Genomic DNA, 22,299 nt, shown 5'->3' on the forward strand with positions numbered 1-22,299 from the left:
ACGTCAATCTTCGTCGAACGGCGCGACAAGCTCCGGCCCAGTGGCCCGGTTGGAATTCACCGCGCGCCCGACGCGGTGCATCTGCAGCACGTCTTCGGATGCGGGTCGCATAAGTTCGGCAGCGCCGTGGCCCGCCTCGCCCAGCCAGAGCGGCCAGTCGCCCGGCTCGAGGAGCACCGGCATCCGGTGATGGATCCGGCCCATCGTCTCGTTCGCCGCGGTGGTAACCAGCGCCGCGGTCGCACGGGTCTCCCCGTCCTTCGGCCCCCAGTTTTGCCAGATCGCCGCGATCACGAGCGGCGCACCGTCGCGACGCGTGATGAACCAGGGATCCTTGCCGCCGTCCTCGGCCTTGGTCCATTCGTAGAAGCCGCTGGTCACGGCCAGCGCGCGACGGGATCGGACGGCGCTGCGAAACGCCGGCTTTTCGGCCACGGTCTCGGAACGGGCGTTGATCAGCAGCGGGCCGTCGTTCTCTTTCTTGTACCAGTGCGGGATCAGCCCCCAGCGCATCGCCACGAGGCGCCGGTCCGCGTCGTCGCCGCCGGTCACGATATGGATGCGGTTCGTCGGACACACGTTGTAGTTGGGCACGTGAGGCAGGTCGTTCGCCGGCGCGGCTTCGAAAAGCTGCGCCATCGCATCTGGCGGAAGGGTGATGGCGAAACGGCCGCACATGTCCGAAACGTTAGGCGCGCGGGCGACCCGCGTAAAGACGAGGGCGCGCCGGATGGTCTCCGGCGCGCCCTCCAGATCGCAGAACGTACTTATTTCTTGGTGATACGTCCGTCCGTGTAGGGTTCGAACGGACCCGCTTCGGCAAGGAACTCGGCCGTCACGTCGGCGAGGTCCGGCCCGAAGTCGTAGGCGTTCTCGGCTTCGACGAACATGTCGTAGCCNGGGTTCGAACGGACCCGCTTCGGCAAGGAACTCGGCCGTCACGTCGGCGAGGTCCGGCCCGAAGTCGTAGGCGTTCTCGGCTTCGACGAACATGTCGTAGCCGTCGCCGCCGTTGCGCACGTAGTTGTTGGACACCACGCCATAGGTCTTTTCGGGATCGACCGGCGCACCGCCGATCATCACGTCAGACACCCGGCTGCCCGCCGGCTGACTGGCATCGAAGCTGTAGCTCATGCCCGCGACCTGCGCAAAGCGCCCGGCCCCCTCCTCGATCTGGCTCACGCCGTTTTCCAGCGCCGCGACCAGCGTGGCACCCTTGACCTGGAAGGTCGAGAGCGTGTTCTGGAACGGCAGAACGGTCAGCACCTCACCCATCGTCACCTCGCCGCCGTCGATGCTGGCGCGGATGCCGCCGCCGTTCTGGATCGCCACGTCGATGCCCTGGTCCTTGACCCGCGCAAGCATGGCGTCGGCGATCAGGTTGCCCATGGCGCATTCGCCGCTGCGGCAGTTGTCGCGTTCCCCGTCGATGGGCGACGCGGTTTCGGCAACGACCTTGTTGCGGATCTCGTCGAGCGGCTTGGCGGCTTCGGCGATGCGCGCGACCGTGCTGTCGTCCTCGGTCACGCTGGCGTCCATGATGATCGGCGCGCCGGTGGCCGAAACGATCTTGCCATCATCGTCGAAGGTCACGTTGAGCTCGCCCAAGAACTTGCCGTATGCATAGGCCTGCACAATCGCCACGTCGCCGACCATCGTCGGATAAGGCCCTTCCGCCCCCTCCATGTCGCCGAGCAGCGTGTTGGAATGCCCGCCCACGATCACGTCGACGCCCGTGGTCTCGGCGGCGACGCGCTGGTCGACGTGATAGCTCGAATGGCTCAGCACGATGATCTTGTTGACGCCCTCGCCGGTCAGCTTGTCGACCTCGCCCTGCACGGCCGCGACCGGATCGGAGAAGGTGATGTTCGGCCCCGGCGCGGCAAGCTCGTCGGTGTCCTCGGGCGTTAGGCCGATCAGGCCGATCTTCTCGCCGTTCTTCTCGATCACCGTCGACTTGGCCAGCGTATCGGCCAGCAGCGGTTCGGCGGAAACGTCGGCATTCGACATCAGCACCGGAAACTCGACCGCGTCCATGAAACCGCGCAGCACTTCCGGGCCGTCGTCGAATTCGTGGTTGCCCACGGTCATCGCGTCGTAGCCGAGCTTGTTCATCATCTCGGCGGCCAGCGCGCCCTTGTAGTAGGTATAAAACAGCGTGCCCTGGAACTGGTCGCCGCCGTCGACGAGGATCGAGTTGCCGGCCCGCGCGCGGGCCTCCTCGATCGCCGTGACAAGGCGTGCCGTGCCGCCGAAACACTCGCCCGCGGCATTGTCCTCGGCCGAACAGCCGCTGTCATATTTGCTGATCGGCTCGAAGCGAGCGTGGAAATCGTTGGTGTGCAGGATCGTCAGATCGTACTCGGCCGCGGCCATGCCGGACGTAAGGGCAAGTGCGGCGGAGGCGCAGAGGAATCGGTTCATTGCAATCTTCCCTTGAACTGTGACCGGACCATCGTGGCCACGGGCGCGGCGCGTGTCAAAGTCTCAGTGGCGCACGGCCGCTGCGATCGGATAAAGTGGCAGGCACCGACGAAAAAAGCCCCCGGTCCGAGCCGGGGGCTTTTGTTGTCTGAAGACCGTAATCAGGTCAGGACTTCTTCTTGGCGCGGCGCTTAAAACCGGCGAAACCGGCAAGACCACCGAGAAGAAGCACACCCGCGGCCGGAACCGGCACCGGCGCCGGCTGGCTGGTCAGCAGGCCGAAATCGGCGTCGCCACCGCGCGAGGCGCTGTCGAACGAGATCATCACGTCGAAACGCTCACCCATCATCAACGCCAGTTCGGGGAACTGGACATTCGACGTGCCTGGGTTGCTGACACTCGGAACCACGGCGATGTTGTTACCGTTATACATGTAGGACAAGTTGACGAACTGGAAGTCGAAGTTGACCGTTCCGAAACCGGAAACGATCAGGTTTTCGGTCGCTTCGAACGACCAGGTGAAAGACTCCATGCCGTCGCCGTCGGACGTCGCCACGTTGGCGTTGCCCTGGGGACCATTTGCGTCGAGGAAGTTGGTCGCGCCACCTTCAACGAACGAACCGCCTACCACTGCCGCCGAAGCGGCGAAAGGAACAACAACGGCGAACGATGCCGCTGCGATAACTTTACCCAAACTCATGAAAATACCTCCGTTACCGTTTATCAACGCTTACAAACCTCACGCTCGTACGCGTTAAGTAAAGCGCTATGTGCCGCAACTGTTCCCAAGTTCAATCAAGAAAAAGTCATATTCCATCGACGCGGGAACGCCCTGATCCGGCACCACCTCACCATGTGAAAATCGGCCGATTTTTGCGCATCGGAACATTGACGCGCTGCCTCGATCGCGCGTTCTGACTCCCTCTGCCGCACTTGACCGCCCTGCCGCGCGCAGGCATCACATCGACATGCTGGTCTACAAGATTTTCCGCGCCGACGAATGGTGTGCTTTGCGGCGCGATGGCCGCAGCGACGGTGCCGCGATCGATATCCAAGACGGGTACGTGCATATGTCCACGGCCGAGCAGGCGCCGGAAACAGCCGCGAAGCATTTCGCCGGCGAGGACGGTCTCATGCTGCTGGCGATCGAGACCGAGCGGCTGGACGACGCGCTGCGCTGGGAAGTGTCGCGCGGCGGTCAGAAGTTCCCGCATCTCTACCGCGAACTGCGACTGGACGACGTCGTCTGGGCGCAACCGCTGCCGCTGGTTGGCGGGTCGCACGCATTTCCGGCCGGACTTTCGGACAGCTCGGGATGAACGCACGGCTGGAGCGTGCTGGCCTCGCCCTGTTGCGCCGCACGGATCCCGAGCGGGCGCATGGCCTCGCGCTTGCCGCGCTGCGTTCCGGACTGACCGCCGCACCGGGACCGATCAGCTCGGACCGGTTGCGCATCGAGGTCGCGGGCCTCGTGCTGGCGAATCCCCTCGGGCTTGCCGCTGGGTTCGACAAGAACGCCCAGGCGGTGCGACCGCTGTCGCGGGCGGGGTTCGGCTTTGTCGAGGTCGGAGCCGCCACGCCCCTGGCCCAGCCGGGCAATCCCCGGCCTCGCCTGTTTCGCCTGACCGAGGACGGCGCGGCAATCAACCGTTTCGGGTTCAACAATGACGGCATGGAAACGATCTGCGCCCGGCTCGCCCGAACCGACGCCGAAGTGCCCGTCGGTCTCAACCTCGGGGCCAACAAGTCCAGCGCGGACCGCGCAGCCGATTTCGCCCGGGTCCTGGAGCGCGCCCGCCCGCATATCGCCTTTGCCACGGTCAACGTGTCCTCTCCGAACACCGAGCGCCTGCGCGACCTGCAGGGGGCAAAGGCGCTGGCGGCACTTCTCGAGGGCGTGATGCAGGTGCGCGGGGACACGCCGGTCTTCCTCAAGATCGCGCCGGATCTCGATGCCGCCGAGCTTGCCGATGTCGCCAAGGTCGCCGAAAACGCCGGCGTCGCGGCGATCATCGCGACCAACACGACGCTTGCGCGCGACGGGCTGCGCAGCGCGCGGCGTTTCGAGTCCGGCGGGCTTTCCGGCCAGCCGCTTTTTGACCGCTCGACCCGCGTGCTGGCACGGCTTTCCGGGCTGACCGACCTGCCGCTGATCGGCGTCGGCGGGATCGGGTCCGCCGAACAGGCCTACGCCAAGATTCGGGCCGGGGCCTCGGCGCTTCAGCTCTACACGGCGCTGGTCTACGGCGGGCTGTCGCTGGTGCGCGAGATCCTTGAAGGTCTCGACGATCTTCTGAACCGGGATGGCTTCTCGAACGTTGCCGAAGCGACGGGAACCGGACGGAAGGACTGGGAATGATGGAATTCTGGCACAATCCTCGCTGCTCGAAATCGCGGGAAGCGCTGAAGCTGGTCGAGGCATCCGGCAAGCCGTTTCGGCTGCGGCGCTATCTCGAGGAGCGTCCGACGCGGTCCGAACTCGAATCGTTGCGCGCCGCACTTGGCGACGTGCCCGTCCTCGAGATGGTGCGCGTCGGCGAGGCGCCGTTCAAGACGCTGGGAACACCGACGGACGCCGGCGAACTTCTCGACGCTATGGCAGAGCACCCGATCCTGATCGAACGTCCCATTCTGATCGACGGCGACCGCGCGGTGATCGGGCGGCCGCCGGAAAGGGTCCGGGAGTTCCTTTGAGCGCTCAGCGCGGCGCGTCGGCAGCGGCCTCAAGCGCGGGATAGCGCAGCCCGAGCGTCAGCCCGCGCACCACGAAGGACAGCAGCAACGCGATCCAAAGCCCGTGGTTGCCCAGCGGCTGCAGAAGCACCAGTGCAACGCAGTAGACGGCAAAGGACACGAGCATCATGTTGCGCATGTCGCGCGAGCGCGTGGCGCCGATGAAGATGCCGTCGAGCATCCAGGCAGCGCAACCCGCGATGGGTGCTGCAATCATGTAGGGAAGGTACTGTCGCGCGGCGGCCTGAACGCCTTCGGCCTTGGCCATCAGGTCGATAATCGCACCCCCTGCGCCGGCGAAGCTTGCCGCCATCAGAAGGCTGATTACGGCCCCCCAGAAGGATGTCAGAACCGCCCCGCGCCGCAGCACCGCGCGTTGACGTGCGCCCAGCGCCCGTCCGACAATGGCCTCGGCGGCAAAGGCGAAACCGTCGAGCGCGTAGGCCGTGATCATCAGGAACTGCAGCAGCACCTGGTTTGCCGCCAGCGTCACGTCGCCGAGCCCCGCCCCGAGAAAGAGGAACGACACGAAGATCGCCTCCAGCAGCAGCGAGCGGATCATGATGTCGGTGTTGAGCACCGCCATGACCTTGAGCCGGGCGAGGTCGAAGACCTGCACCCAGTCGCGCCAGGCCGGGTTCGCGAAGGCGGCACGGCAGAACCACAGACCAAGGGCCGCCCCGGACCATTCGGCGAGGAAAGTGGCGAAAGCGACCCCGGTGACGCCCATGTCGAGCCCGAGCACGAACCACAGGTCGAGGACGATGTTGAGGCCGTTCATCCAGACCTGCAGCACGAGAACCGCGCGGGTCCGCTCCTGCGCGATCAGCCAGCCGGTGATCCCGTAGATCGAGATCGCCGCCGGCGCGGACCAGATGCGGATCTGCATGTAGTCGCGCGCCAGGGACTCGACTTCGGCGCTTGCGGGCGAGACCTGGAAGGCGGCCCAGAAGATCGGCAGTTGCAGAAGGACCAGCATCAGCCCCGCCCCGGCCCCGATCAGCAGTGCCCGGGTCAGCAGGGCGGCGACCTCGGCAGCGTCATCGGCCCCCGCGGCCTGCGCGGTCAGCCCCACGGTGCCCATGCGCAGGAACCCGAACAGCCAGTAAACCGTCGTCAGGATGATCGCGCCGATGCCAACCGCCCCGATCGGCGCGGCAAGGCCGATCTGGCCCACGACGCCGGTGTCGACGGCACCGAGGATCGGCACCGTGGCGTTCGACAGAACGATTGGAACCGCGATGTTAAGGACGCGCCGGTGCGTGACACTGGCCTGCGGATCGGGCAGCGCGGTTTCAGTCACGCGAGGTCGGCATCAGGAAATGACCCGTGGCCTGCGCGAAAAGGCGCTGACGGTTGTCCTGCCAGGCCTCGACATGCACGCTGGCATAGCGCCGCCCCGAGCGGTTGATGCGGGCGCGTGCATAGGCGTCGCGCGGCAGGCCCGAGCGCAGGTAGTCGGTCATGAAGTCGATGGTCTTGGGCAGGCGCGGCAGGCCGCCGTCCTTCAGCGTCGTAGAGTCGATGGCTCCCGACTCGACATCCTCCCAGAGGTAGCTCCAGCTCAACGTGATGATCGCCGTGACCTCGAGAAAGGCCGCCGTGACGCCCCCGTGGATCGCCGGCAGCATCGGGTTGCCGATCAGCTTCTGGTCGAAGGGCAGGATCCCGGTCAGTTCGTCGCCGCGCCGCTCGAACTGCATTCCGAGGTACTGGATGTAGGGCACGCCCTCGACCAGCGCGCGCAGCGTGGCGTCGCGGCGCTGTTTGACCACCTGCACCGGCTCGGGCGGCGTGCGGCGGCGCATCATCGCGTGCCCTCCACGGTAAAGGCACCGGCCGCGGTCGCGACGGGTCGGTCGGTGTCGTCGTCGGTCGCCGTGGCCCGCACGAAGGCGACCGAGCGCGTCACGTGATAGCAGGTCGCGCGGGTGACGATGGTCTGGCCCGGTGTCGCCGCGCGCATGTAATCGATGCGCAGATCGATCGTGGCCGTCGCCCCGGGGCTCGAGGGATGGCTCATCACCGCGGCGCCGCAGGTCGTGTCCATCAGCGCCGAGACAGCACCGCCGTGGATCACCCTCGTCTCCGGGTCGCCGACCAGCTTCTCGTCGTAGGGCAGGCGGATCTCGGCCACGCCCTCGCCAATCTCGGTGATCCACATGCCCAGCGCCTTGCTGTGCGGGATCGCCTCGATGAAGTTGCGCGCTATTTCGACCTTGTCCGCCATGCTGTCCGCTCCGCCGGAAAAACTGGGCCCTTTATCGACCCAAGCTTCTCGGAAGGGCAAGGGCGGCTGTTGCACTTGTCCGCGCCGAGTTGCTAGCCTGCGCAAAAGGGAGAGCCTGGACATGTCAGACACGCGTCTTTCGTTCAAGGAAATGTGCGCCGAGTTCGACGTCACGCCAAGAACGTTGCGCTACTACGAGTACATCGAGCTGCTTCAGCCCGACCGGGAAGGCCGGGCGCGGTTCTACGGACCCCGCGAGTGCGCCCGCATGAAGCTGATCCTGCGCGGCCGGCGCTTTGGCTTTCCGCTCGAGGACATCCGCCAGTGGCTCCTGATGTACGAAAAGGATGGCACCGAGCACCAGATGCAGGTCTGGGTCGAACACGCGACCAGCCAGCTCGAGGAACTTGCGCGCCAACGCGCCCAGCTCGACGAGACCATCGAGGAGCTGCGCAGCCTGCGCGACGGGGTCGCGGAGGATCTCCGCAAGACCTGAACCGCGCGTGTCCGCATGGCGCGCGCTGGTTTTCAGTGCCGAGCAAGATTCTTGCCGGAACACCTCCTGAATCGTTTCAGATGACCCGCCGGAACGCGAGTATCCCGGCGTCGGGTGTCGCATCGACGCGTCTCGGGGCTCGTGACGCAACGTACGAGTTACGTCAGCGGCAGGGGATGTTGTAGGCCCGCGGCCGAGCGCCCATGTCTGGCGCACACCAATATTTCAGAGAGTCCGACAATGACCGAGAAAACAATGACCATCCGCGAGATGTGCGACGAATTCGACGTGACGCCGCGGACCCTTCGCTTTTACGAATCCAAGGAACTGCTGTTCCCGATCCGCGAAGGCCAGAAACGACTTTTCACCCGGCGCGACCGTGCCCGCCTCAAGCTCATCCTGCGCGGCAAGCGCTTCGGCTTCAGCCTCGAGGACATCCGCCAGCTGCTCGACCTCTACTACATGGACGATCAGCAGCAGACCCAGATCCTGCGCACCTACGAAGTCGCCAAGCAGCGCCTCGTCGAGATGGAAAAACAGCGCGAGGCGCTCACCGAAACGATCGACGAACTCCGCGCCCAGCTCAAATGGGGCAAGGAGATGATCGACTCGATGGGCCAGCCCAAGCCGGCGGCTGCATGAGCGGTTAACCCGGACGGGCCAGAATAACACAAGACCAGATCACGCATCAGACGCTTCAGGGAGACGACCAGATGCCGACCTACACCGCCCCGACCAAAGATCTCCAGTTCGTCCTGCATGACGTGCTGAACATCACCGGCGACACGATCACCGGGTATGACGAGCTGGAGGCCGATTTCACCTCGGCCATCTTCGACGAGGCGGGCAAGCTGGCCTCCGAGGTTCTCGCGCCGCTCAATACCGTGGGCGACAAGGAAGGCTGCAAGCTCGAGAACGGCGTCGTGAGAACGCCGACCGGGTTCAAGGAAGCCTTCGAGCAGCTCAAGGAAGGGGCCTGGCCGGGTCTCGACATGCCGGAAGAGTATGGCGGCCAGAACCTTCCTTACGTGATCAACACCGCCGTGGGCGAGATGTTCGCCGCCGCCAACCAGGCGTTCGGCATGTACCACGGCCTGACCCACGGCGCGGCCTCGGCGATCCTGGCGCACGGGACCGACCAGCAAAAGCAGACCTGGCTGCCGAAGATGGTCAGCTGCGAATGGACCGGCACGATGAACCTGACCGAGCCGCATTGCGGCACGGACCTGGGGCTCATGCGGACGAAAGCCGAACCGCAGGATGACGGCAGCTACGCGATCACCGGTCAGAAGATCTTCATCTCGGCCGGCGAACACGACATGGCCGACAACATCGTCCACCTGGTGCTGGCCAAGATCGCCGGCGCGCCGGAGGGCATCAAGGGCGTGTCGCTCTTCATCGTGCCGAAGTTCCTCGTGGACGAGAACGGCAGCCTTGGGGCGCGCAACGGCGTCTCCTGCGGCAAGCTCGAGGAGAAGATGGGCATCCACGGCAACTCGACCTGCGTGATGAACTACGACGGGGCGACGGGCTACCTGCTGGGTGAGGCGCACAAGGGCATGCGCGCGATGTTCACGATGATGAACGAGGCGCGCATCGGCGTCGGCGTGCAGGGCCTGAGCCAGGCCGAGGTCGCCTATCAGAACGCGCTGGACTACGCCAAGGACCGCCTGCAGGGCCGTGACGTGACCGGCGTCAAGAACCCCGACGGGCCGGCCGATCCGCTGATCGTGCATCCCGACATCCGGCGCAGCCTGATGGACCAGAAGAGCTTTACCGAGGGCGGCCGCGCCTTCGTGCTCTGGGCCGCGACGATGATCGACCGCGCGCACCGCGAGAGCGATAAGGACGCCGACGGGCTGGTGTCGCTGCTGACCCCGGTCATCAAGGGCTTCCTGACCGACCAGGGCTACGACATGACCGTCAAGGCCCAGCAGGTCTACGGCGGGCATGGCTACATCGAGGAATGGGGCATGTCGCAGTTCACCCGCGACGCCCGGATCGCGATGATATACGAGGGCGCCAATGGCGTTCAGGCGCTGGATCTCGTGGGCCGCAAGCTCGCCTCGGACGGCGGCAAGCACGTCATGGCTTTCTTCGAGATCGTGAAGTCCTTCATCAAGGAAAACCAGGACCATGACGCGGATTTCGACCGCGATTTCCTCGGCCCGCTCAAGGCCGCGTCGAAGGACCTGCAGGCCGCCGGCATGTATTTCATGCAGAACGGCACGCAGAACCCGAACAACGCGCTCTCGGGCTCTTACGACTTCATGCACATGTTCGGTCACGTCTGCCTCGGGCTGATGTGGGCGCGCATGGGTCTGGCCGCGCGCAAGGCTCTTGCGGAGGACGCCTCGGATGTGGCGTTCTACGAGACGAAGCTGGCCACCGGGCGCTACTACATGGCCCGCCAGCTGCCGGCGACCGGACTGCATCTGGCCCGCATCCAGTCCGGAGCGGGACCGGTGATGGCACTGGAAGCGGCGAATTTCTGAACGGCGCGGCGGGGCTTCTCGCCCCGCCCCCGATTCCGAGAGAGAGCCATGCCCAAGAGATTCCGCCTGACCCGCCGTTTTCCGGTCTCGATGACCGAGGACGGCTATCGCCGCCTGAAGCGGTTCGCGCAGGAGGCGGGGCTCGACGAGGGCGAGGCGCTGTCGTTCCTGTTCGAGAACTTCGACAGCGTCATCAACGAGGAAACCTTCGGCCATCGCCTGCGGCTCTTCAACTCGGAGCTCGACGCGCGAAAACGCTGAAGACGGACGTCACGGGGGGAAACGTATGACGGCACAGTCTGCATGGATGACCGAAGAGCACCGGATGCTCTCGGAGATGACCGCGCAGTTCATCACGGCCGAATGGGCGCCAAGGTTCGCGAAATGGCGCGAACAGGGCCAGATGGACCCCGAAACATGGCAGGAGGCCGGCGCGCTCGGCCTGCTCTGCCCGTCGATCCCCGAGGAATACGGCGGACCGGGCGGTGATTTCGGCCACGAGGCCGCGATCCTGATCGAGGCCGGACGCGCCAACCTCGCCAGTTGGGGCCACGGCATCCATTCCGGCATCGTGGCGCATTACGTGCTGGCCTACGGCTCGGAAGAGCAGAAGCAGCGCTGGCTACCGAAGATGGTCAGTGGCGAGCTTGTCGGCGCACTGGCGATGACCGAGCCCTCAGGCGGCTCGGACGTGCAGAACATCAAGACCAAGGCCGTCCGCGACGGCAATGCCTATCGCCTGTCCGGCCAGAAGACCTTCATCACCAACGGACAGCACGCCAACCTGATCGTCGTCGCGGCCAAGACCGACCCCAAGGAAGGCGCCAAGGGCGTCTCGCTGGTCGTGGTCGAAACCGATAACGCGCCCGGCTTCACCCGCGGGCGGAACCTCGACAAGATCGGCCTGCACGCCTCGGACACGTCCGAGCTGTTCTTCGACAACGTCGAGATCGCACCCGAGAACATCCTGGGCGGCGAGGAAGGCCGCGGTTTTTACCAGATGATGCAGCAGCTTCCGCAGGAACGGCTGATCATCGGCTGCGGCGCGGTCGGCGCGATGGAGGGCGCGATGGAGCGCACGATCGCCTACTGCAAGGAGCGCGAAGCCTTCGGCGGACCGCTCACGCAGTTCCAGAATACACGCTTCAAGCTGGCCGAATGCCAGACCAAGACCACGGTGGCCCGTGCCTTTCTCGACCAGTGCATCGCCGAGCACCTGCGCGGCGAACTGACCGTCGAACGCGCAGCGATGGCGAAATATTGGCTGAGCGACACGCAGGGCGAGGTGCTGGACGAGTGCCTGCAGCTGCATGGCGGCTACGGCTTCATGCAGGAATATGCCGTGGCGGAAATGTGGGCGGACGCCCGCGTCCAGCGTATCTACGGCGGCACAAACGAGATCATGAAGGAACTGATCGCGCGGGCGCTCTGACCCACCCATCTCACGCGTCGGACCGAAGACCAGAAAGGCTGTAACACCATGACGATCAAACTCTATTGCTTCGGCGAAAGCGGCAACGCCTACAAGGCGGCACTGGCACTGGAACTCTCCGGCCTCGACTGGGAACCGGTCAAGGTCGACTTCTTCGGCGGCGAGACACGCTCGGGCGACTACCGCGCGCAGATCAACGCAATGGGCGAGGTTCCGGTCATGGTGGACGGTAACACCCGCCTGACCCAGTCCGGCGTGATCCAGGACTACGTGTCGGAGAAATCCGGCAAGTTCGGCGGCCGCGACGCGGCCGAGCGCCGAGAGATCCTGCGCTGGGTCTTCTGGGACAACCACAAGCTCTCGAGCCAGGCCGGCATGACGCGCTTCCTGATGAACTTCCTGCCCGAGGACAAGCGCCCGCAGGAGGTCATCGGCTTCATGCAGGGCCGGCTCAAGTCGGCCTACCAGGTTCTCGACCAGCATCTCGAGGACCGCGACTGGATCGTCGGCAGCGGCCTCACCAACGCCGACCTGTCGTGCTGCGGCTACCTCTACTACCCGGAACACTTCGGTTTCGACCGCAAGGACTGGACCAACATCGACGCCTGGCTCACGCGCCTGTCCGAGACGCCGGGCTGGAAACACCCCTACGATCTGATGCCCGGCAGCCCCGCTGACCGCGCCTGAAGGAGAGAGACATGACCGAAGCCTATATCTACGACGCCCTGCGGACTCCGCGCGGCAAGGGCCGCAAGGACGGCTCGCTGCACGAAGTGACCGCGCTGCGCCTGTCCGCGCTGACGCTCAACGCACTGAAAGAGCGCAACAATCTCGAAGGCCACGCCGTCGAGGACGTGATCTGGGGCAACGTCACGCAGGTGATGGAACAGGGTGGCTGCCTTGCCCGCTCGGCCGTTCTCGCCTCGGATCTCGACGAACGTATACCGGGTCTTGCCATCAACCGTTTCTGTGCGTCGGGCATGGAAGCCGTGAACCTCGCCGCCAACCAGGTGCGCGGTGGTGCCGGTGACGGCTATATCGCCGGCGGTGTCGAGATGATGGGCCGCGTTGCGATGGGTTCGGACGGGGCGGCCATCGCCGTCGATCCCTCGATCGCGATGGAAAAGTACTTCGTGCCGCAAGGCATCAGCGCCGACATCATCGCCACCGAATACGGGTTCACGCGCGACGACGCCGACCAGTATGCCGTCGAAAGCCAGCGCCGCGCCAAGGCGGCCTGGGACGATAAGCGGTTCTCGAAATCGGTCATCACCGTGCGGGACCAGAACGGCCTGCCGATCCTCGATTACGATGAGTACATGCGCCCGCAGACCGACATGCAGTCGCTTGGCGCGCTGAACCCCGCCTTCCAGGCGATGGGCGAGGTGATGCCGGGCTTCGACAACGTCGCGCTGCTGAAATACCCGCACCTGGAAAAGATCGAGCACATCCACCACGCCGGCAATTCCTCGGGCATCGTCGACGGGGCGGCCGCACTTCTGATCGGCTCGAAGGAGTTCGGCGAGAAACTGGGACTGAAGCCGCGCGCCCGGATCAAGGCCACCGCCAAGATCGGCACCGATCCCACCATCATGCTGACCGGCCCGGTTCCGGTGACCGAGAAGATCCTGAAAGACAACGGCATGGAGATCGGCGACATCGACCTCTTCGAGGTCAACGAGGCCTTCGCCTCGGTCGTGCTGCGTTTCATGCAGGCCTTCGATGTCGACCACGACAAGCTCAACGTCAACGGCGGTGCCATCGCAATGGGTCACCCGTTGGGCGCCACCGGCGCGATGATCATCGGCACGCTCCTCGACGAGATGGAGCGCTCGGACAAAGAGGTCGGCCTTGCCACGCTCTGCATCGCCTCGGGCATGGGCGCCGCCACGGTGATCGAGCGCGTTTGATCCATGGACCGGCAGGAGTTCCAAGCGTTCCTCGACGCGATATCCGACTGCTTCATTGCAGGGGATTTCGCGCCGTGGCGCGACCGGATCCGCCTGCCGTTCACCATGATCACCCGCACCGGTCCGGTTGTCCTGACGACCGAGGACGCGCTGCGGCGCAACTTCGAGCTCTACATCGTCGCCTGCAAGGCGCTGAACCTCGACCAGATCTATCGCCAACCGGTGGCGCTCGAGCTTTGTGAGGACGGAACGATCATCGGCACCTATGCCACCGACCTGCTGTCCCGCGGCAAGCGCGCGACGCCGAGATACACCTCTTCGATGCTGCTCGTTTCTGATCCGGGCGGCTGGAAAATGACATCAATCCTGAACGCCCGGGGCCATCACGACTGGACCGGCTTCGAGCCAGAAAAGGAAACCAATCAATGACCGATTTCACCATGTCCACCGATGCCCAGGGCGTCGCAACGATCAGCTGGGACGTTCCCGGGCGTTCGATGAACGTGATGTCCTTCGAAGGGCTTGCACAGCTCAGCGATCTGATCGACGCCGCGCTGGCCGACGACGCCGTCAAGGGCATCGTCATCACCTCCGGCAAGCCGGACAGCTTCGCCGGCGGCATGGATCTCAACCTGCTGGCCAAGATGCGCGAGGAAGCCGGCGACGACCCGGCCAAGGGGCTTTTCGAAGGTGTGATGCAGATGCACGCCCTTTTGCGCAAGATCGAGCGCGCGGGCATGGACCCGAAGTCGCTCAAGGGCGGCAAGCCGATAGCTGCCGCCCTGCCCGGCACCGCCGCGGGCATCGGGCTGGAGCTGCCGCTCGCCACGCACCGCATCTTTGCCGCCGAGAACCCGAAGGCCCGCATCGGCCTGCCGGAAATCCTCGTGGGCATCTTCCCGGGCGCAGGCGGCACCACGCGCATCTCGCGCAAACTGGGCGCGATGGCCGCCTCGCCGATCCTGCTGGAAGGCAAGATGATGGCGCCTGCCGCCGCCAAGGCTGCCGGCATCGTCGACGAGATCGCCGAAGATCCGCTGGCGGCAGCGAAGGACTGGGTGCTGAACGCCAAGGACGCCGACATCGTCAAGCCCTGGGACGCCAAAGGCTACAAGATGCCCGGTGGTGCGCCCTACCATCCGGCGGGCTTCATGACCTTCGTCGGCGCCTCGGCGATGGTGAACGGCAAGACCAAGGGCGTGTACCCGGCGGCCAAGGCGCTACTTTCGGCGGTCTACGAGGGTGCGCTGGTCGATTTCGACACCGCGCTCAGGATCGAGGCGCGCTGGTTCACTTCGGTGCTGATGAACCCGTCCTCCTCGGCGATGATCCGGTCGCTCTTCGTGAACAAGGAAGCGCTCGAGAAGGGTGCCGTGCGTCCCGAAGGCGTGTCCGACCAGCGGGTTCAGAAGCTGGGCGTGCTGGGCGCGGGCATGATGGGCGCGGGCATCGCTCTGGTTTCGGCGCAGGCCGGCATGGAGGTCGTGCTGATCGACCGCTCGCAGGAGGCCGCCGACAAGGGCAAGGCCTATGCCGAAAGCTATTTCGACAAGGGCATCGCACGCAAGAAAGCGACGCCCGAGAAGAAAGAGCAGGCGCTGTCGCGGATCACGGCGACCACCGATCTCGAGGCACTAAAGGGCTGCGACTTGATCATCGAAGCGGTCTTCGAGGATCCGAAGGTCAAGGCCGAGATGACCCAGAAGGTCGAAGCGGTCATCTCCGAGGACTGCATTTTCGCCTCCAACACCTCGACCCTGCCGATCACCGGGCTGGCCAAGGCCTCTTCGCGGCCCGAGCAGTTCATCGGCATCCACTTCTTCTCGCCCGTGGAGCGCATGGCGCTGGTCGAGATCATCCGGGGCAAGGAAACCGGCGACCGGGCCGTGGCGAAAGCGCTCGATTACGTGCGCCAGATCCGCAAGACGCCGATCGTGGTCAACGACGCGCGGTTCTTCTACGCCAACCGCTGCATCATCCCCTACATCAACGAGGGCGCGCGCCTGCTGACCGAGGGCACTGCGCCGCAACTCGTCGACAATGCCGCGCAGATGCTCGGCTTCCCGGTGGGGCCGATCCAGCTGACCGACGAGACCAGCATCGACCTCGGCGCCAAGATCGCGCGGGCGACCAAGGAGGCGATGGGCGACGCCTATCCGGAAAGCCCGGCGGACGAGTTGATCTTCTGGATGGAAGAACAGGGCCGGCTTGGTCGCAAGGCCAAGGCAGGCTTCTTCAACTATGACGAAAAGGGCAAGCGGCAGGACTACTGGAAGGGGCTTGGCGACAAGTACCCGGCCGCCGATCCGCAGCCTGCGTTGCAGGAAGTGCAGGACCGCCTGCTGTTCGTCCAGGTGCTCGAAGCGGTGCGTGCCTTGGAAGAAGGCGTACTGATGGACATCCGCGAAGGCGACGTCGGCGCGATCCTCGGCTGGGGCTTCGCGCCGTGGTCGGGCGGGCCGTTCTCCTGGCTCGACATGGTCGGCACGCCCTACGCCGCCGAGCGCTGTGACGAATTGCAGAAGGCCTACGGCGACCGCTTCGCCTGCCCCGACCTGCTGCGCCAGATGGCCGAGAAGAATCAGAGCTTCTACGCCCGCTTCGGCGCGGCGGAAAAAGCGGCCTGACACCGCTCCTCGGTGGCGCAATGTTTCAAGGGGCCCCGCGGGGCCCCTTTTTCTTGGTCTCGAAGGTTTCGCGCCTCAGGACGCGCGATTGACGCGCAGCGGCACGGCCGCGTCTTCGGCCAGCATCCGCACGAACCGCGCGGCGTCGCGGCGCGGCAGCAGGTCGTAGCTGCAGGCGCGCGGGTCGAGCATCGTCTCGAGCGACCGCATCCGCTCGGCGCACAGCACGAGGAATCCACCTTCGGTATAGACGACTTCGTCCTGAGCGAATCCCAGCGTGACGATCTTCGCCGGCGCCGTCGGCCGCCGCCGCTCGATGCCCCGAAGGCCCACGAGCGCCCGCGCCTCGAGCAGGGCGAACGGATCACCGACCTCGGCCTCGAGCCCGTCGCATTCCAGCATCACCCCCTGATGGGGAAGCAGCAGCAGCGCGCTGGTATTCTCGAGCGCGCCCGCCGGGACATGAACCGGCCAGTGCGCTTGCGCGACTGCTTCGGGCCGGGTCCAGATCCGTGCGCTTTGGACGCTGGTCAGAGGCCGCAGGCCATTGTCGAAGGTCAGCACCTGGTCGCCGGGCTGCAGGGCGTGCATGGGACACCAGCCTTGCTCGGTCGCGGCACGCATTTCCGCAACAAGTCCCTTCGGCTGGATCATGATCGCAGATCCGCCTGTCTGTCCTTGCGTCGACGAGCCTGTCTCCAGCCCCTCGCGCAGGGTCGTATCGCCTTCCATGGCACCGCCCCCAGCACCTGTCTTGTCCCACGGACCTTGCGGCCCACAGCCAGCAAACAGCATTCACGGTTGCATTTCAGCCGAGAAATTCCGCCGGCGCGGGCGTGACGCGGGGTCCTGCGCGGCAACCCGCCGACGCGCCGAGCGAATTGCCTCCGAAAACCGGTGCCAAGGCGGTCCAAGCCGATCATTCGGCACCCGCACGGATTTCGTTACGTGTATTTTCGGCAGTGCGAGGTCCTTCGCGTGAGAAATCTGCCGCCAAAGACACGGATCACGCCCTCTTCCCGAATCACTCTCCGATCGTATTTGCGCGCCCCGCGGCCCGATCAGTCCGTCAGGCGAGGAACCGCTTCTCGGGTGGCGCCGCGCGCGGACTCGGACATGCAAAGCACCCGTCTCCGGCCGACCGGCAACAACCGAGACTGACCCAACCTGAACACACCCCGTCCGGGCCCGGTTTTCCCATTTGCCTTGCGCGGTGTCTGCCATAACGTGTCGCACGGGACGGATCGACAGGGGAGACATGGGCATGGGTTGGCTGAGTGACGAGACGGGCCTCGGGAAATGTGCCGCCAACTTCGTACCGCTGTCCCCGCTGTCGCACCTGCGGCGGGCCGCGGACGTCTTTGCCGGCCGGCTGGCGGTGGTCTATGGCGCGCACCGGGTGACCTATGCCGAGTACCAAGCGCGTTGCTCGAGGCTTGCCTCGGCCCTCGCCGGTCTCGGCGTCGCACCGGGCGACGTGGTGGCAACGCTGCTGCCCAACGTGCCCGCGCAGGCCGAGGCGCATTTCGGCGTGCCGGCCTGCGGCGCGGTCCTCAACACCATCAACACGCGCCTCGATGTCGATACCGTCGCCTATATCCTCGACCACGGCGCGGCCCGCGCCGTGCTGGTCGACAGCCAGTTCCTGCCGCTGGCGGAGGCCGCCGTGGCTCGGCTCGACGGGCCGGCGCCGATCCTGATCGAGGTTCCAGATCCGGGCGCCGGGCACGCAGGCTCAGGACGCCACGAGACCTACGAGGATCTGCTGGAGGGCGGCGACCCGACCTTCGCCTGGCTGATGCCGGAGGACGAGTGGGAAAGCCTCGCGCTGAACTACACGTCCGGCACCACCGGGCGGCCCAAGGGCGTGGTCTATCACCATCGCGGCGCCTACCTGATGACGATGGGGACCGTGATCTCTTGGCGCATGGTGCTGCACCCGGTCTACTTGACCATCGTCCCGCTGTTTCACTGCAACGGCTGGAACCACACCTGGATGATGCCCCTGGTCGGCGGCACCCTCGTCTGCTGCCGCGACATCACCGCCGCCAACATCTTCGATGCCATCGCGGACGAGGGCGTGACCCATCTCGGAGGCGCGCCCATCGTGCTCAACATGCTGGTAAACGCGCCCGGCGAGGACCGGCGCAGCTTCGATCACCGTGTCGAGGTCTTCACCGCCGGCGCGCCGCCGGCCCCCGCGACACTGTCGAAGATCGAGGAGCTCGGCTTCAACGTCACGCAGGTCTACGGGCTGACCGAAACCTACGGCCACGTGACCGAATGCATCTGGCGCGACGAGGACTGGAACGGTCTCGACAAGCCCGCCCGCGCCGCGATCAAGGCGCGGCAGGGTGTCGCCTTTCCGATGATGGAGGACATCCACGTCGCCGACGAGGACATGTCGCCCGTGCCGCGTGACGGGACGACCCAAGGAGAGATCGTCATGCGCGGCAACGCGGTGATGAAAGGATATCTCAAGAACAGTGCGGCGACGGAGGAGGCATTCGCGGGCGGCTACTTTCACTCGGGAGATATCGCCGTGCAGCATGAAGACGGCTACATGCAGATCGCCGACCGCGCCAAGGACATCATCATCTCGGGCGGCGAGAACATCTCCTCGGTCGAAGTCGAGGGCGTGCTGATGTCACACGACGGAGTTCTGCTGGCCGCCGTTGTCGCCAAGCCGGATGACAAGTGGGGCGAGGTGCCTTGCGCCTTCGTCGAGCCGAAGCCGGGCAGCGACGTGGACGAGGCCGGGCTGATCGCCTTCGCGCGGCAGACGCTCGCCGGGTTCAAGACGCCCAAGCGTGTGGTTTTCCAAGAATTGCCAAAGACATCAACGGGCAAGATCCAGAAGTTCGAGTTACGCAAGATCGCGGCGGCCCTGGGCTGAGTCCAACCCGGCGCAACGATAGTTTCGGGCGAGATTGCAAGATTCGAACATCATTTCCAAGTTTATCCCAGCCTTTGCGCAAATGATTCTGAAGCTTCGACTACTTCGACAATTCTCCTCCATTTCTGCACACAGGCCCGGCCGCGCGACGCGCCGCCATTGCTCCGCCTTGGGGGCGTGCTAGACTGCGGCAAAACAGTGCAGAGCAGTATTGCCCGCGACATGACGGCACTCAGAAAATACGCCCGTCTGGAGGCGTCCGCTCTCTGGCGGCCGACGGCCGAGGCGCAGCGGCGCGATGTGATCGTCTCGATCGGCGACGCGACGCTGGTGGTGTCCGATCTGCGCGACCAGGCCCTGACGCACTGGTCACTGGCGGCGGTGCAGCGGGCCAACCCGGGCGTGCGCCCGGCCATCTTCCATCCCGACGGCGATCCCGGCGAGACGTTGGAAATCTCCGCCGACGAGGCGGAGATGATCGAGGCGATCGAGAAACTGCGCCGCGCGGTCGAGCGTGCGCGCCCGCGCCCCGGGCGCCTGCGCTGGCTAGGCTTTGCCATTTCCGTTCTAGCCATGGCGGCACTGGTGGTGTTCTGGCTGCCGGGCGCCATCGTCGATCATACCGTCGGCGTTGTACCGCAGGTCCACCGGGGCGCCATCGGCGAAGCTTTGATGCAGCGGATCGAGCGCGTCGGCGGCACGGCCTGCGCCGATGCAGGCGGGCTGCGGGCGCTGCGCAAACTGCGTGCCAGGCTCGGCAGCGGACCGCTGGCGATCCTGCCGTCGGTGCCGGTCGCGAGCCTGCACCTGCCCGGCGGGCATATCCTGCTGGACCGGTCTCTGGTCGAAGACCACGAAGAGCCAGATGTTGTCGCGGGCTACGTTCTCGCCGAAACCCGGCGCGCAAAGACTAGCGATCCGCTGCGCGACATGCTGGACGTGCTGGGCCCTTGGGACAGTTTCCGGCTGCTCACCTCGGGCGAGGTCGATCCCGGGGCGCTTGACGACTACGCGGTGCACCTGATGAAGGTCGCGCCCGGAGAGGTCGACCCCGCGCCGCTGCTTGACGCTTTCGCTGCGGCGCGCGTGCGCAGCACGCCTTATGCCTATGCCCGGGATGTCTCCGGTGAAAGCACGCTGGCGCTGATCGAGGCCGATCCGATGGCAGGTCGTGACGCTGACGCCCTGCTCAGCGACGCCGACTGGCTTCGCCTGCAGGGCATCTGCGGCGGCTGATGCCGGTTAGTTGCGCAGAAATGCGTCTTCGAAACCTGCCTTCTGGACCGTCCCGAGCGCCGAATGCAACTCCTGGTCCCGAACGAAGGGGCCGGCCACGAGGGTGAAGAACCGCCGGCCCTGCCGCTCGCCGATCTTCAGGCGGACAGGCAGGCCAAGGCGCTGCACCTGGCGCGCCGTCGCCATTGCGGTGTCCTTCTGTTTGAAGACGGCGACCTGCACGTAGCGACCCGGCGGCGTCGGCGCGGGACGCACCTTGAAGTGTTTCGAGACGTTCTGGCGCGGCGCGCTGCGCGAGGAATAGGTCACACGCCCGGAATTGGGTCGCACTTTCTTGACCACCTGCCCCTCGCGGTAGCTCAGCGTCACGGTGCCGAGGTCGCGGCGCTGGGTCTCGAGATCGGTATAGGGATAGACCAGCGCAACCTTCGCCGTCATGTCGTGACCGGTGTCGACATCGACAAGCCGCCGCGGCACCGTGTTGGTCCAGACCAGCCGGGTGGCCGCCATGCCGTCGAGCGTCTGAACGGCGCGATGCGGGTTCAGGCGGTCGTCTTCCCAGACCGTCCGGTAGCCGTGCGGGACCGCAACGTTCTGCGTGTTCTGCCGGTTCTGCCAGACGTGTTTCGGCACCACGCGCGTCCGCCCGGTCACGACGGTCGGGCCGGCTTCCCGGGTGCGCGCGACGGGTTGCGCCGGTGCCACACGCGCCGGCTGGGCCCGAGCGGCGGTACGCCGTGGCGCAGGCGCCACCGTGTTTACGGGCGCATTCGTCGTCGCCTCGATCGGCGCGGAGACCGGCGTGACGGCCCGGGTGGCGAAGGTCGGTTCGAGCCCGCACAGCGGTTGACGGTCCCGGCCGCGCCGCGGCACCCAAACCACGACATCGTCAATGCCGCCGCGCGTGAAGGCGCATCCGGCGCTGTCGACGTATTGCTTTCCGCTATAGGTCACGGGCGGCATTTCGACAGGTCCCGACGTCGACTGCGCCCATGCGGTGGTCTGATCAAATAGGCCCAAGCACAGCGCCAAGGCTATAATTCTTGAGTTTTTCATCTACGCCCCCACGAGATATAGTGAAAGCATGCAAAAATTGGTCGCTTCTGGCAAGCCAACTGAGGTCAACTTTGAGTCAGAAGAGATTAATATTTATTTAGTGCCAAACATCCGGTCACCGGCGTCGCCCAGCCCCGGTACAATGTAGCCCTTCTCATTCAACCGAGTGTCGAGCGCCGCCGTGACGATCGGCACATCGGGATGCGCCTCCTGCATCCGCGCGACACCCTCGGGGGCGGCCAGCAGGCACAGGAACCGCAGGTTGGTGGCCCCGGCCTCTTTGAGCAGGTCGATCGCCGCGACAGAGGAATTACCGGTGGCCAGCATCGGATCGACGGCGATGACCATGCGATCGTCGAGCGCCTCGGGTACCTTGAAGTAATACTGCACCGGCTGAAGCGTCTCTTCGTCGCGGTAAAGGCCGACGAAGCCGACGCGCGCCGAGGGGATCAGTTCGAGCACTCCGTCGAGCAACCCGTTGCCCGCGCGCAGGATCGAGATCAGCGCCAGCTTCTTGCCGTCGAGCGTGGGCGCATCCATCTCCTCGAGTGGCGTTTCGACGCGCTTGGTGGTCATCGGCAGTCCGCGCGTGACCTCGTAGGCGAGAAGCTGGCTGATCTCGCGCAACAGCTGGCGGAAGGTGGCGGTGGACGTCGATTTCTCGCGCATGATCGTCAGCTTGTGCTGCACCAACGGGTGATCGACGACAGTGAGGTGATCCGACATGCTCTGCCCTTCCCGGATGTCCGACCCGATCTAGACGC

The 22,299-nt window shown here is 65.5% G+C and carries 22 protein-coding genes and 1 pseudogene; 14 read left to right on the forward strand and 9 right to left on the reverse strand.

The genetic code is table 11. The annotated features are described in order from the left end of the window. Nucleotides 1-3 precede the first annotated feature (3 nt). From R5H30_RS11970 to R5H30_RS11980, 3 genes and pseudogenes are all read right to left on the reverse strand, one after another. Nucleotides 4-678, reverse strand: a complete 675-nt coding sequence (locus tag R5H30_RS11970; RefSeq protein ID WP_318328787.1) for an SOS response-associated peptidase — start codon at nt 676-678, stop codon at nt 4-6. 222 nt (nt 679-900) lie between these two features. After that, a pseudogene (locus R5H30_RS11975) lies at nt 901-2,424 on the reverse strand (bifunctional metallophosphatase/5'-nucleotidase); the annotation flags it as partial. A 166-nt stretch (nt 2,425-2,590) separates the two neighbouring features. Continuing rightward, a complete protein-coding gene (locus R5H30_RS11980; protein WP_318328614.1) occupies nt 2,591-3,124 on the reverse strand; it encodes a VPLPA-CTERM sorting domain-containing protein in 534 nt (177 codons plus the stop codon). A gap of 268 nt (nt 3,125-3,392) precedes the next feature. Between R5H30_RS11980 and R5H30_RS11985 the strand changes: the two genes are divergently transcribed. From R5H30_RS11985 to arsC, 3 genes are read left to right on the forward strand one after another with little or no spacing between them, the layout of a single operon-like run. Continuing rightward, nucleotides 3,393-3,743, forward strand: coding sequence for a DUF952 domain-containing protein (locus R5H30_RS11985; RefSeq protein WP_318328616.1), 351 nt, complete (start codon nt 3,393-3,395; stop codon nt 3,741-3,743). After that, a complete protein-coding gene (locus R5H30_RS11990) occupies nt 3,740-4,783 on the forward strand; it encodes a quinone-dependent dihydroorotate dehydrogenase (RefSeq protein ID WP_318328617.1) in 1,044 nt (347 codons plus the stop codon). Before R5H30_RS11985 ends, R5H30_RS11990 begins: the two co-directional genes overlap by 4 nt. Continuing rightward, nucleotides 4,783-5,118 carry an arsenate reductase (glutaredoxin) gene (arsC, locus tag R5H30_RS11995; protein WP_318328619.1) on the forward strand — a complete coding sequence of 112 codons (336 nt, stop codon included), beginning with the start codon at nt 4,783-4,785 and terminating at the stop codon, nt 5,116-5,118. The genes R5H30_RS11990 and arsC overlap by 1 nt, the downstream gene beginning before the upstream one ends. 4 nt (nt 5,119-5,122) lie before the next feature. Here the strand turns inward: arsC and R5H30_RS12000 are convergent, their stop codons facing one another. Genes R5H30_RS12000 through R5H30_RS12010 form a run of 3 tightly spaced genes read right to left on the reverse strand, consistent with a single transcriptional unit; the run spans nt 5,123 to nt 7,387 of the window. Continuing rightward, nucleotides 5,123-6,460 carry an MATE family efflux transporter gene (locus R5H30_RS12000; RefSeq protein WP_318328620.1) on the reverse strand — a complete coding sequence of 446 codons (1,338 nt, stop codon included), beginning with the start codon at nt 6,458-6,460 and terminating at the stop codon, nt 5,123-5,125. Beyond that, nucleotides 6,453-6,965, reverse strand: a complete 513-nt coding sequence (locus tag R5H30_RS12005) for a PaaI family thioesterase (RefSeq protein WP_318328788.1) — start codon at nt 6,963-6,965, stop codon at nt 6,453-6,455. The genes R5H30_RS12000 and R5H30_RS12005 overlap by 8 nt, the downstream gene beginning before the upstream one ends. Further along, nucleotides 6,965-7,387 carry a PaaI family thioesterase gene (locus R5H30_RS12010; RefSeq protein ID WP_318328621.1) on the reverse strand — a complete coding sequence of 141 codons (423 nt, stop codon included), beginning with the start codon at nt 7,385-7,387 and terminating at the stop codon, nt 6,965-6,967. Before R5H30_RS12010 ends, R5H30_RS12005 begins: the two co-directional genes overlap by 1 nt. A 121-nt stretch (nt 7,388-7,508) precedes the next feature. On the opposite strand from R5H30_RS12010, the gene R5H30_RS12015 reads away from it, so the two are divergent. From R5H30_RS12015 to R5H30_RS12055, 9 genes are all read left to right on the forward strand, one after another. Next, the gene (locus tag R5H30_RS12015) at nt 7,509-7,883 is read left to right on the forward strand and encodes a MerR family transcriptional regulator (RefSeq protein WP_318328623.1); all 375 of its coding nucleotides are present in this window, start codon (nt 7,509-7,511) and stop codon (nt 7,881-7,883) included. Nucleotides 7,884-8,123: 240 nt separating this feature from the next. Further along, nucleotides 8,124-8,525, forward strand: coding sequence for a MerR family transcriptional regulator (locus R5H30_RS12020; RefSeq protein ID WP_318328624.1), 402 nt, complete (start codon nt 8,124-8,126; stop codon nt 8,523-8,525). A 71-nt stretch (nt 8,526-8,596) separates the two neighbouring features. Next, nucleotides 8,597-10,378 (forward strand): acyl-CoA dehydrogenase C-terminal domain-containing protein, encoded by a 1,782-nt coding sequence (locus tag R5H30_RS12025; RefSeq protein ID WP_318328625.1) that lies wholly within the window; start codon nt 8,597-8,599, stop codon nt 10,376-10,378. A gap of 48 nt (nt 10,379-10,426) precedes the next feature. Next, nucleotides 10,427-10,639 (forward strand): hypothetical protein, encoded by a 213-nt coding sequence (locus R5H30_RS12030; RefSeq protein WP_318328626.1) that lies wholly within the window; start codon nt 10,427-10,429, stop codon nt 10,637-10,639. Between the two features lie 25 nt (nt 10,640-10,664). Beyond that, nucleotides 10,665-11,810, forward strand: a complete 1,146-nt coding sequence (locus R5H30_RS12035; RefSeq protein WP_318328627.1) for an acyl-CoA dehydrogenase family protein — start codon at nt 10,665-10,667, stop codon at nt 11,808-11,810. Nucleotides 11,811-11,858: 48 nt separating this feature from the next. Next, on the forward strand, nt 11,859-12,497 hold the full coding sequence (locus tag R5H30_RS12040) for a glutathione S-transferase family protein (RefSeq protein WP_318328628.1): 639 nt from the start codon (nt 11,859-11,861) through the stop codon (nt 12,495-12,497). 11 nt (nt 12,498-12,508) lie between these two features. Continuing rightward, a complete protein-coding gene (locus tag R5H30_RS12045; RefSeq protein WP_318328629.1) occupies nt 12,509-13,720 on the forward strand; it encodes an acetyl-CoA C-acetyltransferase in 1,212 nt (403 codons plus the stop codon). A gap of 3 nt (nt 13,721-13,723) precedes the next feature. Then, nucleotides 13,724-14,149: a hypothetical protein gene (locus R5H30_RS12050; protein WP_318328630.1), complete on the forward strand. Its 426-nt coding sequence runs from the start codon at nt 13,724-13,726 to the stop codon at nt 14,147-14,149. Then, nucleotides 14,146-16,347: a 3-hydroxyacyl-CoA dehydrogenase NAD-binding domain-containing protein gene (locus R5H30_RS12055; RefSeq protein WP_318328631.1), complete on the forward strand. Its 2,202-nt coding sequence runs from the start codon at nt 14,146-14,148 to the stop codon at nt 16,345-16,347. Before R5H30_RS12050 ends, R5H30_RS12055 begins: the two co-directional genes overlap by 4 nt. A 75-nt stretch (nt 16,348-16,422) precedes the next feature. On the opposite strand, the gene R5H30_RS12060 is transcribed toward R5H30_RS12055, so the two are convergent. Then, nucleotides 16,423-17,079 carry a Hint domain-containing protein gene (locus tag R5H30_RS12060; protein ID WP_318328632.1) on the reverse strand — a complete coding sequence of 219 codons (657 nt, stop codon included), beginning with the start codon at nt 17,077-17,079 and terminating at the stop codon, nt 16,423-16,425. Between the two features lie 532 nt (nt 17,080-17,611). On the opposite strand from R5H30_RS12060, the gene R5H30_RS12065 reads away from it, so the two are divergent. Then, on the forward strand, nt 17,612-19,243 hold the full coding sequence (locus tag R5H30_RS12065) for an AMP-binding protein (RefSeq protein ID WP_318328633.1): 1,632 nt from the start codon (nt 17,612-17,614) through the stop codon (nt 19,241-19,243). Between the two features lie 222 nt (nt 19,244-19,465). Then, nucleotides 19,466-20,479 (forward strand): M48 family metalloprotease, encoded by a 1,014-nt coding sequence (locus R5H30_RS12070; protein ID WP_318328634.1) that lies wholly within the window; start codon nt 19,466-19,468, stop codon nt 20,477-20,479. Between the two features lie 6 nt (nt 20,480-20,485). Here R5H30_RS12070 and R5H30_RS12075 read toward each other — a convergent pair whose 3' ends face one another. Then, entirely contained in the window at nt 20,486-21,433 is a 948-nt protein-coding gene (locus tag R5H30_RS12075; protein ID WP_318328635.1) for an SPOR domain-containing protein, read from the reverse strand. 195 nt (nt 21,434-21,628) lie between these two features. Further along, on the reverse strand, nt 21,629-22,261 hold the full coding sequence (upp, locus tag R5H30_RS12080; RefSeq protein ID WP_318328636.1) for a uracil phosphoribosyltransferase: 633 nt from the start codon (nt 22,259-22,261) through the stop codon (nt 21,629-21,631). Nucleotides 22,262-22,299: the final 38 nt, after the last annotated feature.

Source organism: Roseobacter sp. FCG-D35, assembly GCF_033436665.1.
Taxonomy (GTDB): Bacteria; Pseudomonadota; Alphaproteobacteria; order Rhodobacterales; family Rhodobacteraceae; genus JAWQFO01.

Excerpts from the sequence above, each read along its gene's own strand:
- upp (WP_318328636.1), bottom strand. The coding sequence starts at position 22,261 with ATGTCGGATCACCTCACTGTCGTCGATCACCCGTTGGTGCAGCACAAG.
- R5H30_RS12070 (WP_318328634.1), top strand. The coding sequence starts at position 19,466 with ATGACGGCACTCAGAAAATACGCCCGTCTGGAGGCGTCCGCTCTCTGG.
- R5H30_RS11980 (WP_318328614.1), bottom strand. The coding sequence starts at position 3,124 with ATGAGTTTGGGTAAAGTTATCGCAGCGGCATCGTTCGCCGTTGTTGTT.
- R5H30_RS12035 (WP_318328627.1), top strand. The coding sequence starts at position 10,665 with ATGACGGCACAGTCTGCATGGATGACCGAAGAGCACCGGATGCTCTCG.
- R5H30_RS12060 (WP_318328632.1), bottom strand. The coding sequence starts at position 17,079 with ATGGAAGGCGATACGACCCTGCGCGAGGGGCTGGAGACAGGCTCGTCG.
- R5H30_RS12040 (WP_318328628.1), top strand. The coding sequence starts at position 11,859 with ATGACGATCAAACTCTATTGCTTCGGCGAAAGCGGCAACGCCTACAAG.
- R5H30_RS11970 (WP_318328787.1), bottom strand. The coding sequence starts at position 678 with ATGTGCGGCCGTTTCGCCATCACCCTTCCGCCAGATGCGATGGCGCAG.
- R5H30_RS12065 (WP_318328633.1), top strand. The coding sequence starts at position 17,612 with ATGGGTTGGCTGAGTGACGAGACGGGCCTCGGGAAATGTGCCGCCAAC.
- R5H30_RS11985 (WP_318328616.1), top strand. The coding sequence starts at position 3,393 with ATGCTGGTCTACAAGATTTTCCGCGCCGACGAATGGTGTGCTTTGCGG.
- R5H30_RS12025 (WP_318328625.1), top strand. The coding sequence starts at position 8,597 with ATGCCGACCTACACCGCCCCGACCAAAGATCTCCAGTTCGTCCTGCAT.
- R5H30_RS12020 (WP_318328624.1), top strand. The coding sequence starts at position 8,124 with ATGACCGAGAAAACAATGACCATCCGCGAGATGTGCGACGAATTCGAC.
- R5H30_RS12050 (WP_318328630.1), top strand. The coding sequence starts at position 13,724 with ATGGACCGGCAGGAGTTCCAAGCGTTCCTCGACGCGATATCCGACTGC.
- R5H30_RS12010 (WP_318328621.1), bottom strand. The coding sequence starts at position 7,387 with ATGGCGGACAAGGTCGAAATAGCGCGCAACTTCATCGAGGCGATCCCG.
- R5H30_RS12030 (WP_318328626.1), top strand. The coding sequence starts at position 10,427 with ATGCCCAAGAGATTCCGCCTGACCCGCCGTTTTCCGGTCTCGATGACC.
- R5H30_RS11990 (WP_318328617.1), top strand. The coding sequence starts at position 3,740 with ATGAACGCACGGCTGGAGCGTGCTGGCCTCGCCCTGTTGCGCCGCACG.
- R5H30_RS12045 (WP_318328629.1), top strand. The coding sequence starts at position 12,509 with ATGACCGAAGCCTATATCTACGACGCCCTGCGGACTCCGCGCGGCAAG.
- R5H30_RS12005 (WP_318328788.1), bottom strand. The coding sequence starts at position 6,965 with ATGCGCCGCCGCACGCCGCCCGAGCCGGTGCAGGTGGTCAAACAGCGC.
- arsC (WP_318328619.1), top strand. The coding sequence starts at position 4,783 with ATGGAATTCTGGCACAATCCTCGCTGCTCGAAATCGCGGGAAGCGCTG.
- R5H30_RS12015 (WP_318328623.1), top strand. The coding sequence starts at position 7,509 with ATGTCAGACACGCGTCTTTCGTTCAAGGAAATGTGCGCCGAGTTCGAC.
- R5H30_RS12055 (WP_318328631.1), top strand. The coding sequence starts at position 14,146 with ATGACCGATTTCACCATGTCCACCGATGCCCAGGGCGTCGCAACGATC.